At 63.0% G+C, this 13,868-nt stretch carries 12 protein-coding genes; 2 read left to right on the forward strand and 10 right to left on the reverse strand.

The window, feature by feature from the left end:
* The first annotated feature begins 204 nt into the window (after nucleotides 1-204).
* Together AC559A_RS10845 and AC559A_RS10850 are read left to right on the forward strand one after the other, a co-directional pair.
* Complete coding sequence (locus tag AC559A_RS10845; RefSeq protein WP_498817934.1) at nucleotides 205-1,335, forward strand: FIST signal transduction protein; 1,131 nt, start codon at nucleotides 205-207, stop codon at nucleotides 1,333-1,335.
* Nucleotides 1,319-1,744 carry a fluoride efflux transporter FluC gene (locus AC559A_RS10850; RefSeq protein WP_435050747.1) on the forward strand — a complete coding sequence of 142 codons (426 nt, stop codon included), beginning with the start codon at nucleotides 1,319-1,321 and terminating at the stop codon, nucleotides 1,742-1,744. The genes AC559A_RS10845 and AC559A_RS10850 overlap by 17 nt, the downstream gene beginning before the upstream one ends.
* Before the next feature lie 525 nt (nucleotides 1,745-2,269).
* On the opposite strand, the gene AC559A_RS10855 is transcribed toward AC559A_RS10850, so the two are convergent.
* The 10 genes from AC559A_RS10855 to rsmD form a co-directional block, all read right to left on the reverse strand.
* Complete coding sequence (locus tag AC559A_RS10855) at nucleotides 2,270-3,217, reverse strand: sulfite exporter TauE/SafE family protein (RefSeq protein ID WP_028571031.1); 948 nt, start codon at nucleotides 3,215-3,217, stop codon at nucleotides 2,270-2,272.
* Between the two features lie 423 nt (nucleotides 3,218-3,640).
* Nucleotides 3,641-6,535, reverse strand: a complete 2,895-nt coding sequence (gene recQ / locus AC559A_RS10860) for a DNA helicase RecQ (RefSeq protein ID WP_498817935.1) — start codon at nucleotides 6,533-6,535, stop codon at nucleotides 3,641-3,643.
* Nucleotides 6,536-6,555: 20 nt separating this feature from the next.
* On the reverse strand, nucleotides 6,556-7,011 hold the full coding sequence (locus tag AC559A_RS10865; protein WP_498817936.1) for a response regulator: 456 nt from the start codon (nucleotides 7,009-7,011) through the stop codon (nucleotides 6,556-6,558).
* Between the two features lie 30 nt (nucleotides 7,012-7,041).
* The gene (locus tag AC559A_RS10870) at nucleotides 7,042-8,472 is read right to left on the reverse strand and encodes a small ribosomal subunit Rsm22 family protein (RefSeq protein ID WP_028571033.1); all 1,431 of its coding nucleotides are present in this window, start codon (nucleotides 8,470-8,472) and stop codon (nucleotides 7,042-7,044) included.
* Nucleotides 8,465-10,192, reverse strand: coding sequence for an ASKHA domain-containing protein (locus tag AC559A_RS10875; RefSeq protein WP_028571034.1), 1,728 nt, complete (start codon nucleotides 10,190-10,192; stop codon nucleotides 8,465-8,467). Before AC559A_RS10875 ends, AC559A_RS10870 begins: the two co-directional genes overlap by 8 nt.
* 4 nt (nucleotides 10,193-10,196) lie before the next feature.
* Nucleotides 10,197-10,310 (reverse strand): RCKP-type rubredoxin-like domain-containing protein, encoded by a 114-nt coding sequence (locus tag AC559A_RS10880; protein ID WP_028571035.1) that lies wholly within the window; start codon nucleotides 10,308-10,310, stop codon nucleotides 10,197-10,199.
* A gap of 240 nt (nucleotides 10,311-10,550) precedes the next feature.
* Nucleotides 10,551-11,450, reverse strand: coding sequence for a hypothetical protein (locus AC559A_RS10885; RefSeq protein ID WP_156932822.1), 900 nt, complete (start codon nucleotides 11,448-11,450; stop codon nucleotides 10,551-10,553).
* Nucleotides 11,451-11,467: 17 nt separating this feature from the next.
* Complete coding sequence (miaA, locus tag AC559A_RS10890; protein WP_498817937.1) at nucleotides 11,468-12,493, reverse strand: tRNA (adenosine(37)-N6)-dimethylallyltransferase MiaA; 1,026 nt, start codon at nucleotides 12,491-12,493, stop codon at nucleotides 11,468-11,470.
* 13 nt (nucleotides 12,494-12,506) lie between these two features.
* The gene (gene coaD, locus AC559A_RS10895) at nucleotides 12,507-13,016 is read right to left on the reverse strand and encodes a pantetheine-phosphate adenylyltransferase (protein ID WP_498817938.1); all 510 of its coding nucleotides are present in this window, start codon (nucleotides 13,014-13,016) and stop codon (nucleotides 12,507-12,509) included.
* A 28-nt stretch (nucleotides 13,017-13,044) separates the two neighbouring features.
* Nucleotides 13,045-13,638, reverse strand: coding sequence for a 16S rRNA (guanine(966)-N(2))-methyltransferase RsmD (gene rsmD / locus AC559A_RS10900; RefSeq protein ID WP_035261163.1), 594 nt, complete (start codon nucleotides 13,636-13,638; stop codon nucleotides 13,045-13,047).
* Nucleotides 13,639-13,868: the final 230 nt, after the last annotated feature.

Raw genomic sequence — 13,868 nt, forward strand, 5'->3', positions numbered from 1 at the left:
GGACCGGCTTTCCGATGCTGATCAGGCGACGATCCGAAAGTGTTTCGAAAGTATTTTGGGAGCGTTTTGGAAAGTCTTGTGGTTCATTTTGGAACCTTGTAGGGAAAATAGAAGCGGAAAGGTCGAGAGCCTTGAACAACGAGGCAAGGGTCGCGGCATAACGGCTGAGCCAAACACCTGATTATCCGATTTACAGAGGACATCATGCACCTCCACTTTCTTGAGGTCCCGAACTCCACGAACCTGGGCGCGCTGATCCAGCGGGTCGCGGACGATCCGGACGCCCGCTCCCTGATGATTCTGGCTTGCGACGCGGATAATCTGCAGGCCGAGGCTCTGAACCCGGTCCTTCGGTCCTGCCCGAAGCCGGTTTTCGGCGGCGTGTTCCCGCGCATCATCCACGACCGGAAAGCCCTGGAGCACGGGGCTCTGGTGATCGGGCTGCGTTTCGAAGCAAAGTGCGGCGTGATTCCCGGACTGAGCGATCCGGCGGGGGACTATTTCGGGACCATCCTGGACCTGTTCGGCGAAATGGACCCCACGGAGCAGACCATGTTCGTGTTCGTGGACGGGCTGAGCACCCGGATCACGGCCTTGATCGACTCTCTGTTCAACTGTCTGGGCCTGTTGCCCAACTATATCGGCGGCGGTGCGGGGTCCTTGAGTTTTCAGCAAAAGCCCTGCTTGTTCACCAACCACGGGCTGCTTCAGGATGCCGCGATCCTGGCCCTGGCGGACACCCGAAGCTCCATCGGCGTGGCCCACGGATGGGTCCCGATCAGCGATGCCTACAAGGTCACCGAAGCCGATCACAACACGGTGATCAGCCTGAACCGGCGGCCGGCTTTCGAGGTGTACAAGGAAGTCGTGGAGGCCCATTCCGGCCGGACTTTTGCCGCGGAACCGTTTTTCGACTTGGCCAAGTTCTATCCTTTGGGCATTGCCAAGCTGGACGCGGAGATGATCGTCCGCGATCCGATCATCCTGGACGGAACCAAGATGGTCTGCGTCGGCGATGTGGCCGAGGGCGGCCACGTGCATATTCTCAGCGGGAACCCGGACTCCCTGGTGGCCGGGGCGGCTCACGCCCGGGAACTGGCTGAGGCCGGGATTTCCGAAGAAGAAGGCTCAGGCCGGTCGATGCTCTTCGTGGACTGCATTTCCCGTGTCCTGTTTTTGGAGAATGATTTTGATCGGGAGTTGAAGGTGGTGGATGTGGGCCTGCCCATGGCCGGGGCCCTGACCCTGGGGGAAATCGCCAATACCGGAGACGCCTACCTGGAATTTTACAACAAGACGTCGGTGGTCGGAATTTTTGATGACCAGCGTGCCTGAGCGCCTCCCATCCCCACCCTTGTCCCCTATGGCCACGGCCCTGCTCATCGGGCTGTTCGGAGCGGCCGGGGCTTTGGCCCGGTACGGGATATCTTCGGCGGCCTCCCTGCTGCCGGGCCCCTTTCCCTGGGGCACCTCCCTGGCCAACGTCCTGGGCTGCTTCCTTTTCGGCCTGATCTGGGCGCTTTCCGAGCAACGCGCCCTGATCCCCAAACCCCTGGGCCTCGTCCTGCTGACCGGCTTCGTCGGCTCCTTCACCACCTTTTCCACCTACGTCTTCGAGGCCGAGGTATTGCTCCAGCAGGGTCTATGGCTGATCCTCGCCCTGAAAATCATCGGGCAAAACCTGCTGGGCTTCGCGGCCCTGGCCGCGGGGTTTCGGGTCGGGTGGTGGGGAGGGGAACGATGAAACGGCTCGCGGGGTGTCATAATTTCGCTCTCTTCTTGGTGACCTTGCGTCCTGTACGAAGCGGATGGTTCATTCTTCACGCCAACAGATTTGAACCATCCCGTAAACTCTTCAACTGATCCCTTCACGCCAAAATGCACACCATCCTCAGTGAAGACTCCTCGACCCGGCGTTCGTCGGGCGCTTCGTTTTCCGTCCCACCGAACGTCAAGATTCTCGACTCCGTTCAACTGGCGGAGCTGGAGCGGACCTTTCGCGCTTGGGCAACGGACTCTCCGCGGCGGGATGTTCGTGACCGCGGAAATCAAGGCTCCTTGGGTGCTTCTCGCCGGTCCGCAGGGGGTGGACCAGAACAGCGCGGAGAACCGCCGGCTTCGTAACATCGAACCATTGCCCGAATAAACAACATTTGGCACTTCAGGCGTCCGGCAATGGTTCGATGAACGAATTCTGGCTCAGTCAGACAGGCGAGGCTGAAAAATCGAGACAAGCCCGAACGCAGGTGAGGAGTTACGCTGTCGAAAATCAGAACAGAAATCCGATCACGTAACGTCCGCCGGTAAAGACCAGAATGAAGGCCAGGAGCCACTTGATGGCCTGGGCCGGGACGAATTTCTGCATTCGGGCTCCGGCGTACATGCCGATCATCCCGCCCACGCCCATCAGAATGCCCAGGGTCCAGTCCGGGGCCACGGCCATGTGCGGGTAGAGCGGGGCGATGGCCTGGTAGAAGACGGCCGCTACCACGGACGTGATGAACGTGCTCATCAGGCAGGCTCCGGCGATGGTGTACACCGGCAGCTGGAACACGGCCACGAAGAAGGGGGCGATGATGGCCCCGCCGCCGATGCCGTACATCCCGCCGACAACGCCGACAATGGCGCTGAGCCAGAAGATGCCCATGGTCGGGGCGCTGATGTTCTCACCGTAAAAGGAGTAATCGATGGTCTTCAGCCCGATCTGGTCAACTTTGACTCTTGGAAGGGGCTCTCCGGACCTGGCTTCCTTTTTCCGAAACCCGGCCACCAATTCTTGAAATCGTTTTTCCGATGAAGCCTTGTCCGATCCGGGAGCAGGCCCCTTGATCTGTGAGCGGACCATGATGAAGCCGATATACAGCAGCACCAGTCCGGCAAACGCCTTGAAGTGGGTCGGGTCGGGAAGGTATTTGACCCGCAGGATGACGCCCAGCAAAACGCCGGGCACGGTTCCGGCGATGACCACCCAGGCCAGTGGCCAGACCATCCGGCCTTCCCGGATGAAGCGGTAGACTCCGCTGGGAATGGCCACGATGTTGAACAGGTGATTGGTGGCGCTGACCGCCGGGGTGACGAAGCCCAGCACGCTCATCTGAAAGGGCAGCAACAGGTTGGCCCCGGATACGCCGCCCATGGAGCAGATGAAGGCCACGGCAAAACCGGCCGCAAAGGGAATCCACGGGGCCACTTCGACTCCGGAGACGGGGAAAAGCATGGGGAACCTCCTGGCTTGAGGACGACGGGCAGTTCTGCCTCCGGAGCTTCGGGAAGCTTCCGGCATTCTTGATCCGGGCGATTAACATGAAAAATATTTATTGCGTGTCAGTTCAGGGCTACACCCGGAAGATTGTCGTGTCAACGGGCCGGGCTTGCGGGATTCAGGGCTATTTTGATTTCTGAAAAATATCTATAATTTCAGAGTCGTAGATTGTAGGGTGTTCAAGCCCCCCCCCCAAGGGAAGGCCAGCAATCATCGACATCGACATCGAAATCGAAATCGGAATGTTACCAAAAATCGATTTCGATCACGATTTCGGTTTCGATACCGATCCAGAGTGCCCGTGGTTCGAGAACAAAATTGCCCTGCTTGCGGGATTCAAACAGCGATGCCGGTCGGCTGGCGTTGTAAGGTGCCGCGTCATCTCTCTTGCCCGCTCAGGACCACATGCAGCCGGACCAGATGCAGGTCGTCGTACCCGACGGTCCCTTCCAGGGCGTCGAACACCGGGCGGAGGCGGTCCGGGCCGTGTTCGGCGAAGGCATTGAGAGCCCGGTCCAGGGTGTCCGGGGGCAGGGAAATTTGGTCGGCCAGGGTGTCGCCGCGAACGGGGCGGCCGGCCTGGAGGGCTTGCCAGAGGTGGTTGATGATCGTGCCCGGTTTGACCGAGAATGTTTCGCAGAGTTGGGCGAAGGTCCGGCCCTGCTCGTGCAGCGCGAGGACTTCCAGGGTCCGGGCGCCCAGGCCTTCCATTTGCTTACGGGGGGCGGGGAGTTGGTTCGAGGGGAATTGCTCGGCGATGCCCCGTTCTGTGCAGTATTCGCGGATTATGGGCAGGAATTCCTCGGCATAGCGGGCCAGCTTGGCCTCGCCGATCCCGTGGACCATGGCCAGGGCGCCGGGGGACTGGGGAAACAGCGCGGACATTTCCACCAGGGTGCGATCCGAGAAAATCACGTAGGGCGGGACATTGGCCGCCTCGGCCAGGGCCTTGCGCTTGGCGCGCAGCAGCGCGAACAGATCCGGATCATGGTCCCGGCCCGTCGGGCCGGAGGACGGCGCGGCGGCGTGGTCCGGCTCGGGAAGCACGCCCAGGACCTTGCGGCCCCGGAAGACTTCGTAGGCCTCCGGCCCGAGGCGCAGGCCGCCGTGTTCCATGTCCTGGATCAGCAGGCCCTGCTGGATGAACTGGCGGGCCAGATGCTGCCACTGCTTCTTGGAGTACTCCAGGCCGATGTTGTAGGTGGACAGGGCGTCGTGGCCCCGGCTGAGCACCTTTTCCGAGCGGGAGCCGCGCAGCACGTCGATGACGTGGGTCATCCCGAACATCTCGCCGGTGCGCTTGACGCAGGACAGGAATTTCTGGGCGGCCACGGTCATGTCCTCGGGCTCCCGGCGCGGGGTGAGGCAGTTGTCGCACATCCCGCAGTTTTCTTCCGGATACGACTCGTTGAAGTAGCTCAGCAGGGGAATCCGGCGGCAGACCGTGGATTCGGCGTAGCCGAGCATGGCTTCCAGCTGCATCCGGGCCGGTTTTTGTTGGGCCGGGTCCATTTTCCTGATGAAGGAGGCCGTGGTCTGCACGTCGCCGTAGGTGAACAGCAGCAGACAGTCCGCCCGCAGCCCGTCCCGTCCGGCCCGGCCCACCTGCTGGTAGTAGCTCTCCAGGTTTTTGGGCAGGTCGTAGTGCACCACGTAGCGGATGTCGGACTTGTTGATGCCCATGCCGAAGGCGATGGTGGCCACCATGATCCGGACATCGTCGCGGATGAACCGGCGCTGGTGACGCATCCGGGTGGGGGCGTCCAGGCCGGCGTGGTAGGGCAGGGCATCGTGGCCCCTGGAGCGCAGCATTTCGGACAGTACGTCCACTTGCTTGCGGGTGGCGCAGTAGATGATTCCGGCCTGGTCCGCACGGGCCTGAACAAATTCCATAAGTTGGTCCGCGGCCCGTGCCTTGGGGGCAACCTCCAGAAAAAGATTTTCCCGGTTGAAGCCGGCCAGGTGCGTCTGGGCGTCGCCAATGCCCAGGGCGGCCTTGATGTCCCGGCGGACCAGCTCCGTGGCCGTGGCCGTGACCGCCAGGCAGACCGCGGCGGGCAGCAGGCGGCGGACTTCCAGCAACCGGCGGTACTCCGGACGGAAATCATGGCCCCATTCGGAAATGCAGTGGGCTTCGTCAATGGTCAGGCAGTCCACGGCCACGCTTTTCAGGAGTTCCAGAATTCCGGGCAGAAGCAGGGTTTCCGGAGCCGCGTAGAGCAGTTTGACCCGCCCGGCCCGGATATCCGTCAGCACCGCCTGATACTCGTGCCCCGGAAGGGTGCTGTTCAGAAACACGGCGGGCAGCCCCAGTTCCCGGGCCTGCATCACCTGGTCTTCCATCAGGGCGATGAGCGGGGAGACCACCACGGTCAGCCCCGGAAACATCAGGGCCGGAAGTTGGTAGCACAAGGACTTGCCGCTGCCCGTGGGCATGATCGCCAACGTGTCCCGCCTGGCCAGCACATCGGCAATGACCTCGGCCTGTAATGGCCGAAAGGCGTCGTAGCCAAAGACCTGCTTGAGGATGGTCGCCGGGTCGGCGGAAGCGAACCGGCTCAGGTCCAGGAGCGGAAGGGGCGGCGAAACGGACTCGGGCCGTGCTGCTTCCTCCAGGTCTTGATCCTGGTTCCCCGGCATGTCCGCGTCCGTGAGCGGCGGGGCGTCGTCTTCCGGCGGGGCGAAGCGATCCGTTGGATCGGGCTCGTCCGCTCCGTCCGTCACGCTCACTCCGTCCATCGCGTCTTCATGGCCGGGCTGCTCGCTCAACCCCGAAGCATCCCGCCGTGCCGGCACCGCTGCCTGGGAGATCAGCGCGCCGTGTTCGTCGATATGGACCACGGGCACGCCTTCCGCCGCCAGACTCGTTCCGATCAACAGGGCCCGGTGACAGTGCTCCGGCCTGGCCTCGCAACAGAGCAGGGCCACGCGGGCCTGCTGGGCAAAGGCCTTGCGCAGCCGGGCCAGCCCCCGGTGGAAGGCCGGGGAGTGAGTCGGGGACTGCCGCGGATTGTCCTTGCCCGGCCCAGGTGCCGCGCATTCTTCGGAATCGTCCGGCAAGCCTCCCAGGTCGTCGCCCATGAACACGTAGCGCGGACCGTTCGCTTTCAGCCGCTCTTCCAGGGCTTTCTTGGCGTATTCCGGACGCCGCTTGGAGTACGGTTTGGAGCGGACATCCAGGAGATAGTCGATGTCGTGCGCCCGGAGCAGATCCAGTAGTTCCTCAATGGTCCGCGAGCCGTAGCCGATGGTGAAGATGGGAATTGGATGCATGGGGCGAGGGGCTTGGCGGATCAGGGGGACGTGTCAGGAGAGGTTTTAGGAGAGGTTTCAGCGTCTTCCTCCGGAAAAGGCCCTTTGTCGATCAGGCCGTGATTGCGCAGGATTTCCAGGAGCATTTCCGGCTCAAAGGGTTTGGTCAGATAGGCGTCGGCCCGTTCCTCGAACTGGGCCTTGAGGATGTTGTCATAGTCCGCAAGGCTCGAAACCATCACGGCCTTGGTCCGGATGCCGCCCAGGCGCTGCTCTTCCAGGCGGCGGATCATGCTCAAGGCCTGGTGCCCGTCCAGAACCGGCATCTCGATGTCCATCAGGATCAGGTCGAACAGCTTTTTGTCCTCCAGGGACCGAATAAAGGCGTTCACGGCCTGTCTTCCGTCGGGCACCTGAACGACCCGGCCGTAGGGTGCCACGATCTCCCGAAGATGTTCCCGCATGCTTCGGCTGTCCTCAACAATCAGCGTGCGCATAGACTGTCCTTGTTTTGATGGTGACACGGACTAATCCGGTTTCGATTTGGGACGTTTTTTCGAGACTTTCGCCGAAGGCCCGGCGGGTCGCGGTCGCGAGTCTCTTTTTCGATCCATGCCCGTCGATTCTTTGGAAGAGGCTTGCTTCGGTTTGTCGGAAACGGTCGCCTTGGGCATGGTTCCTTGCTTCGGTTTCGGCTTGTCCGTTCCGGACTTTGTTTTGCCCGCGGTCGAAGACAACTCGGCCACCACGGCATGGCTTTTGGGGTCGCGCCAGGACGGTTCAGCAAGGCGGACGGGGACGAGATCGCCGGAGCGCGTACCGGGTGCGCCCGGCGCGGAGAGGATCAACAGTTTGCCCTGGGCCGCGCAGCCGTAGCGTCCGATCATTTGTCCGTGGTCCCGTGTCGGAACGGAAAATTCGGCGCTGATGACTCTGGCCGATCCCGCCCCGGCGTCCGGGGCTTTGGGGGCCGGGGCGGGATCGGCCACATCGGGCCCGGCCAAATACGCGTAGCTCAGGCTCACGTCCCGTTTGGTCAATTCGGCTTCCCGGGACAATTCCGCGAGCCAGGGCGGACAGCCGCGGGTGGACAGGGTGAAATGGCACCAGGATGTTTCCCGGTATTCGAGCATCGGACAGGCCTGGTGATGGGTGCAGGGGCCGAGCACGCGCCAGCCCTCGGCCACGGAGCTTTCCCGGACCAGGCTGACCAGCTTCCCGCCGAGGCGGTTTCCGGGCTCCACGAACAGGCACCGGCCGCCGTGCCGCTGATGCGCGGCCACGGTCCGGAAAAAATCCGCGACTTGTTCGCCGAGAGGATCCCGGCGATGCCAGGGCAGTTCGTTCAGGAAATTGGCCGCGGTGAGCAGGTCGGCCCGGGGCAGGTCTTTGAGGCCCACGTGCCACGGGGCGTGAACGAGATGGATTTTCCACCGGCTTTGGCCCTGGGCCAACGTGTTTTCCAGGCTGTTCACCAGGCCGTGGTACAGTTTCCGGCCTTCGCGCATCGGCTTGGGCGTGGCGTCCAGGCAGTGGAAGTGCAGCTCCCTGGTCAACAGGTCCGGCCTGGCCAAGGCCAAAGCCTGGACCACGGTCAGCGGTCCGGAGCCCAGGTCCACGATGGTCGCGCCGTCGGGCAGGTCCAGGTCCAGTCCGCCCAGCAGTCGGCTCAGGCGCACCAGGTTCCAGGGCAGGAAGTACCACAGATAGGCCCCCAGGGCCGCCGGAGCGTGCAGGTAGTCCCGCCCCAGAAATTCGGCGCGGTCTTCGATGAGAAACGAGGACAGTTCCTGAATGTTGTCCGCCAGCCTGCGCCGATGGGCGGCCTTCATCGGCATGACCTCCCGCAGCAGGTCGGCGTAGTCCGTCAGGGCCCGCTGGGCAGCAACGGAAAGATCGGGAAACGGCGCGCCGGAGAAACCGGGGGTGCCGACAGGGCGAGATGGGGCGTCAGACATGGCGAAAGACCAACCTTTGCGTGTAGTGTGAAAAAAAATCCGGTTCCTGGCCGATATTCAGGGTCGTGATCATCGGCGCGGTCCTTTCGATCCAGTCCCTGGCCTCGGGGTTGTTCACCAGCAGGGCGGCCCCGGCCAGGGAACTGTTGCCCACGGGATGGATCCGGCGTCGGTAGCCGGGCGGGACGAAACCCAGTTCCTCCAGGGCGGAAAGATCCGCATGCTCGCCCAGGGCCCCGGCCAGATATACGGCCCGCAGCGCCTCCGGTTGAATGCCGCCCTCGGCCAGCAGCCGGGAAAAGGCCAGATTGAAGGCCGCTTTGACCTTGAGCACCTCTTCCACGTCGCGTCCGGTCAGGTAGACGTCCGGACCGAGCAAAAAGCGCCGTTCACCGTCCCGGTCCGCCAAGCCCAATCCGACCCGCCGGGCCAGAGGGCTGTCCCCGGCCGCGAAGCCCCCGGTGCGGTCCAGGAGCCCCAGGCGCAGCAGCCCGGCCAGCAGGGCCAGGTACCCGGTCCCGGAAATTCGCTGTCGATCCGATTTTCTTTGGGCCTCGCTTCTGTTTCCCGCACCTGAGTCTTCCCTGTCCGGGTCTTCAAGGGGCCGGGGCCGCAGTCCAAACGGCGTCACGGCCACGTCCACCCAGACCCCGGGCAGGGCCGCGGAACCACAGGACATGCCGATGCCTTCCAAAGCCGGCCCCATGGGCACGCTGGCCGCTAAATACCGCTTTGGCCCCAGGGCCAGAATGAACTCGCCGTTGGTTCCCAGGTCCGCCAGGAGGAACGGATAGGTCGGCGGGGGGGCGGCGGTGAAATGCAGGGCCGCGAGTCCGGCGCTGAGGTCGCCGCCGATAAACGGCGCTGGTTGCGGCGGGATGTAGGTTCGCCCGCCGTCGGGGCTCCCGGTATCTTCTGGAGCGCCTTCGCTCGCTGTTTCTGGGTTCGCTGTTTCCGGGTTCGTTGTTTCCGGCAGCGCTTCCTGAAAAGGCAGCCTGGTCCAGAATCCGCCTTCGTGGGGCTTCTGATACGGGGCCGCAGCCAGCCCCTTCAGCGGCCATTCCAGCAGCAGGGCAGTCATCACCGTGTTCCCGGCCACGCAGATCCGCTCCACCGGAGCAGGCAGGGCCATGGTCAGTTCGCGCAGCCGTCGCGACACCACGTCCCGGAGCATCCGGGCGTTGTCCGGAGCGGCCAGGGCGAACCCCAGCCGGGACATCACCTCGCTGCCAGCGGCCAACTGCGGATTGAGTTCCCGCCCCTGGGCCAGGACGCCCTTGTCGTCCAGGAATTGCCAGTGCAGGCTGGTGGTCCCCAGGTCCACGGCCAGGGCCAATGACCCGCTGACGGCCCGCTCCAGGGCGATTCCCTTCGTTTCGAAAGCACCGGCAAATTCGGCGGCAGTTCCGGGAAACGCAAACGGCAGCCGGACCCTCAGTCCGCCTTCGGCCTGGCGGCGGCAGGCCAATCGCCCGCCTTGCTCCAGGATCTCCGGGGCCAGGGTCTTCCGTTCGTCCGTCGTTGGCTCGGAATCGCCAGCCACATACACCAGACAATGACCGCATCGCCCCAGACCGCTGCAAAACGGCTTCGTCGGCCAAAGTCCCTCCAGAAACAAGACTTGGGCCAGGGTCCGTTCCGGAGTTATCCGGACCAGTCGGGTGAACCGGAGAGCGTCCTCGACGACAAGCACGTCGGCCGCGCCGGATTCGCTGGTCACCGGACTACTTCTGCTCCTGCTTGGCCATGGTCCCTTTCTCGCCGCACTTGGGACACTTCTGGGGTTTGCATCGGCCTTCCTTCTTTTCACCGCACTTGGAACAAATGAATTCCGCCACGGGGGGGCTCCTTGTCGTTTGGGTTGTTGAGGGTGAATGTTTACGTCCACTTTGCCTTCAAAAAGGATGTCCTCAGGTCAGTCACGCATTGAGACCGGATCGAAATCGGTATCGAAATCGAAATCGAAATCGAGAAAAGCAGGTGCGTCAATAATTTACGCCGATACCGATCTCGATCTCGATTTCGATTTCGACCCAGAGTTACACCCTGGCTGTTGAATGTGTGGAAGGTATGCGCTCCTACTCCAGGCCGAACGTGACCGATCGCTCCTGGACGTACTGGCGGACATGGCGTTCCAGGGCTTCCCGGTCCATGGTCACGATCCGCCAATTGGCCTGGTATTGGCCCGATTGCACCGAGACGCCCAGCAGGTCGATGGTGTCCGTGGAGACATCCAGGCCCCGCAGATGTCTGTCAAAGGCCTGAATATCCCCGGCGGAGCGCCATCCCTGGGTGACCAGGGTCATCGCGCCTTCGAAGCCTCCGCGAACCCGGTCCAACCGGAAGTAATTGCCCCACAGAGCGGCCCAGGTTTCCGGCAGATCCCGTCCCGCAGCGGTCCAGACCATTCCCTCGTAATCCAGCACGCCTTGCCACCCACCTTCGCTCAAAAACGCGAGGCGCAAAATCAGAGAGTCCGAGCCGTCGTCGTGCACGCCGGAGAGCAGCTCCAAGCTCCGGACCACTTCCAGCTGCTCCGATGCCAGGCCCTGGGGGTCGAGTCGGTAGCCGATTCGGTGGCCCCGTGTATAATATGTACCCAAAGACCGCAGAAAATTTTGCAACGCCTCCCGGTTGACCCGGACATTCAGGTGCAGGACCGCGCCCCATTCCGTGGGCAGATATTCGATTTCTTCCCAGCCCAGGACGTACTCCTCGGCCCGGGACTCCAGAATCCGTTCCAACGCGGCCCGTCGTCCCCCGCTCAGCTCCTCCCGCATCAGAATCTCCGCCTCCTGGGTCACCCCTTGAGCGAGAGCCCGGCGCAGGGCCGAAGGGCGGGGCTCCGAAACACCGGCTTCATCGGCCTCCACGAAGATGCGGACATCCTGCCCGGCCAGTAGAAACGTGGGCAGGCTTGAAAAAAGAACGGCCATCAGCGTGGAGAGGAACCATGTTTTTGGGCTGTTGCTTCGCAAAACGTCGTCTCCTTTCTTCATATGGATCGATATGTGTTCGGGTCAGTCCGAAGTCCGGACCCGACCCGCGGACCCGCGGCAAGGGTTTCCACGAGGCGGACGACCGCGGCCTGGTCTCCGGCCGAGATCCAGTGGACCTCGGGGATGTTGTTGAACCACGTTTCCTGGCGCTTGGCGTAGGCCCTGGTCCGGAACAGCCACAGGTCCTTGGCTTCTTCGAGGCTGGTCTCTCCGCGCAGGTGGGCCAGCAGTTCGCGGCAACCGATGCCGGAAAATCCCGGGGCTTCAGGGTTTGGACAGCCTTCCCAGGCTCGCTGGATTTCCCGGATCGCTCCCAGTTCCAGCATTACGTCGATGCGGCGGGCCAGGCGATCGTGGAGTTCCGGCCGGGGCAGGCGCAGGCCGATGATGAACAGCTCCAGACCCTGGGCCGAGCGGGCATGGGTATGCCACCAGGACAAGGGACGCCCGGAGGACTGGAAGACTTCCAGGGCCCGGCAGACCCGCTGCCGGTCCCGGGGGTGAATCCGGGTCGCGTAATCCGGGTCCACGTCGCTCAATCGGGCGTGCAGGGCTTCGGGACCGTGATCCGCGCATTCCTGGAGCACCGCTTCGCGCACCTGGGCGGGCACGTCCGGAATATTCGCCAATCCGCCGGCCAGGGCGCGCAGATACAGGCCCGTGCCGCCCACCAGAACGGGCATGCGGCCACTCGCCCGATCATTCTCCCGACCATTTTCTTGGCAAGACGCCACCGCTTTTCGAGCCTCGTCCATGAACCTGCCCGCGGAAACGGTTTCATCCATGCCCAGGAAACCGTACAGCAGATGCGGGCATTGGGCTTGCTCAGCGGCGTCCGGCTGGGCGGTGATGATCGGCACGTCCCGGTAGACCTGACGCGAATCCGCGTTGATCACGGTCACCGGAAAATGCCGGGCCAATGCCAGGGCCGCGGCCGTCTTGCCGGTCCCGGTAGCCCCCACCAGGCAGACGATGGGTGTGGTCCGGCCGTCTGGACCATGGACTTTCGGGCGTGAGGTCAAGGGCTGTTCCCGCTCAGTCCTTGCTCGTCCCATACTTTTGATACAGTCGGCGCAGCACGGGTTCCGGCACCAGGCCCTGGACGTCTCCGTGCAGCTTGGCCGCTTCCTTGATGATCGTCGAACTGATGTACAACCACTTATAATCGGTCATCAGAAACATGGTCTGCAAGCCGCGATTCAGGCGGCGATTCATCAGGGCCATCTGAAATTCATACTCAAAGTCCGACGTCGCCCGCAACCCGCGCAGAATTACGCTGCCGCCGCGCTCTCGGACATAGTCCACCAGCAGCCCCTGGAACCCCTCGCCGATAACCCGCGGCTCCGGGGCGAAAACTTCGTCGATCATTTCCAGGCGCTCTTCCAGGGAGAACAGCGGGGTCTTGGGCGTATCCCAGGCCACGGCCACGATGATCTGGTCAAAGACTTCCAAGCCGCGCCGGATCAGGCTGACATGGCCGTTGGTCAGGGGGTCGAAGGTGCCGGGGTAGACGGCGATGCGTTTTTTGCAGAAATTTTTGTCCATTTTGGGTTCACGGTTCACGGTTCACGGTTCAGGAGGTAGGCGAGGGCGGTCGGGTCGTCCAGATGCAGATGCGGGTTTGACCGTACGTGCGGTCCGTTTCCAGTTCAAGTTCGGGAAGGGTCAAGGCGGCGGGCGTCCAGGCTTCCTCCACCTCGGCGCAGATCAGGGCGTCCGGGGCGATCCAGCCGTGGTTGCGGGCCAGGGCCAGGGCCGGGGCCAGGAGGTCGCGGCCATACGGCGGATCAAAAAACAAGACCCCGTATCCTCCCGGTCTGGCCTGCCTGGGAGCTCCGGCCAGGGTGCGCAAGGCGTCTCCGGCCAGAATCCGGACGCGTTGTCCGGGACGCTCGAAGGTCGGAGCCTGGTCCCGCAGCAGACGCAGGGCCTTGGGGTCGTTTTCCAGAAAGCACACTTCCGGTGCTCCCCGGCTCAACGCCTCCCAGCCCAGGCTTCCGCTGCCGGCGAACACGTCCAGCACCCGGACCGCGTCCCAATGCACGCCGCGCGAAGCGAGCATGGAAAACAGGGCCTCGCGAACCCTGCCCATGGCCGGACGATAGCCTTCGCCCTCGGTCGTCTTGATCCGGCGGCCCTTCCAGTGTCCGGCGATGATTTTGACCACGGCTGTCTCCGTCTCCAGGACAATTTTGTTCTCTGAAAAATATTTATTATTTCAATGGTATATATTGCAGGGCGTTCTGAGCCCCCCCCAAGGCTGGGCCAGCAATCATCGCAATCGATTTCGATTTCGATACCGATCCAGAGTGCCCGTGCTTCGAGAACAAAAATGCCCTGCCTCGGTCTCGCCTTTGCCTTGCCTTTGCATATTCGTCAGGATACTGTCTCGCTTAG

The sequence above is a fragment of the Desulfonatronum zhilinae genome, assembly GCF_900182865.1.
GTDB classification, from domain to species: domain Bacteria; phylum Desulfobacterota; class Desulfovibrionia; order Desulfovibrionales; family Desulfonatronaceae; genus Desulfonatronum; species Desulfonatronum lacustre.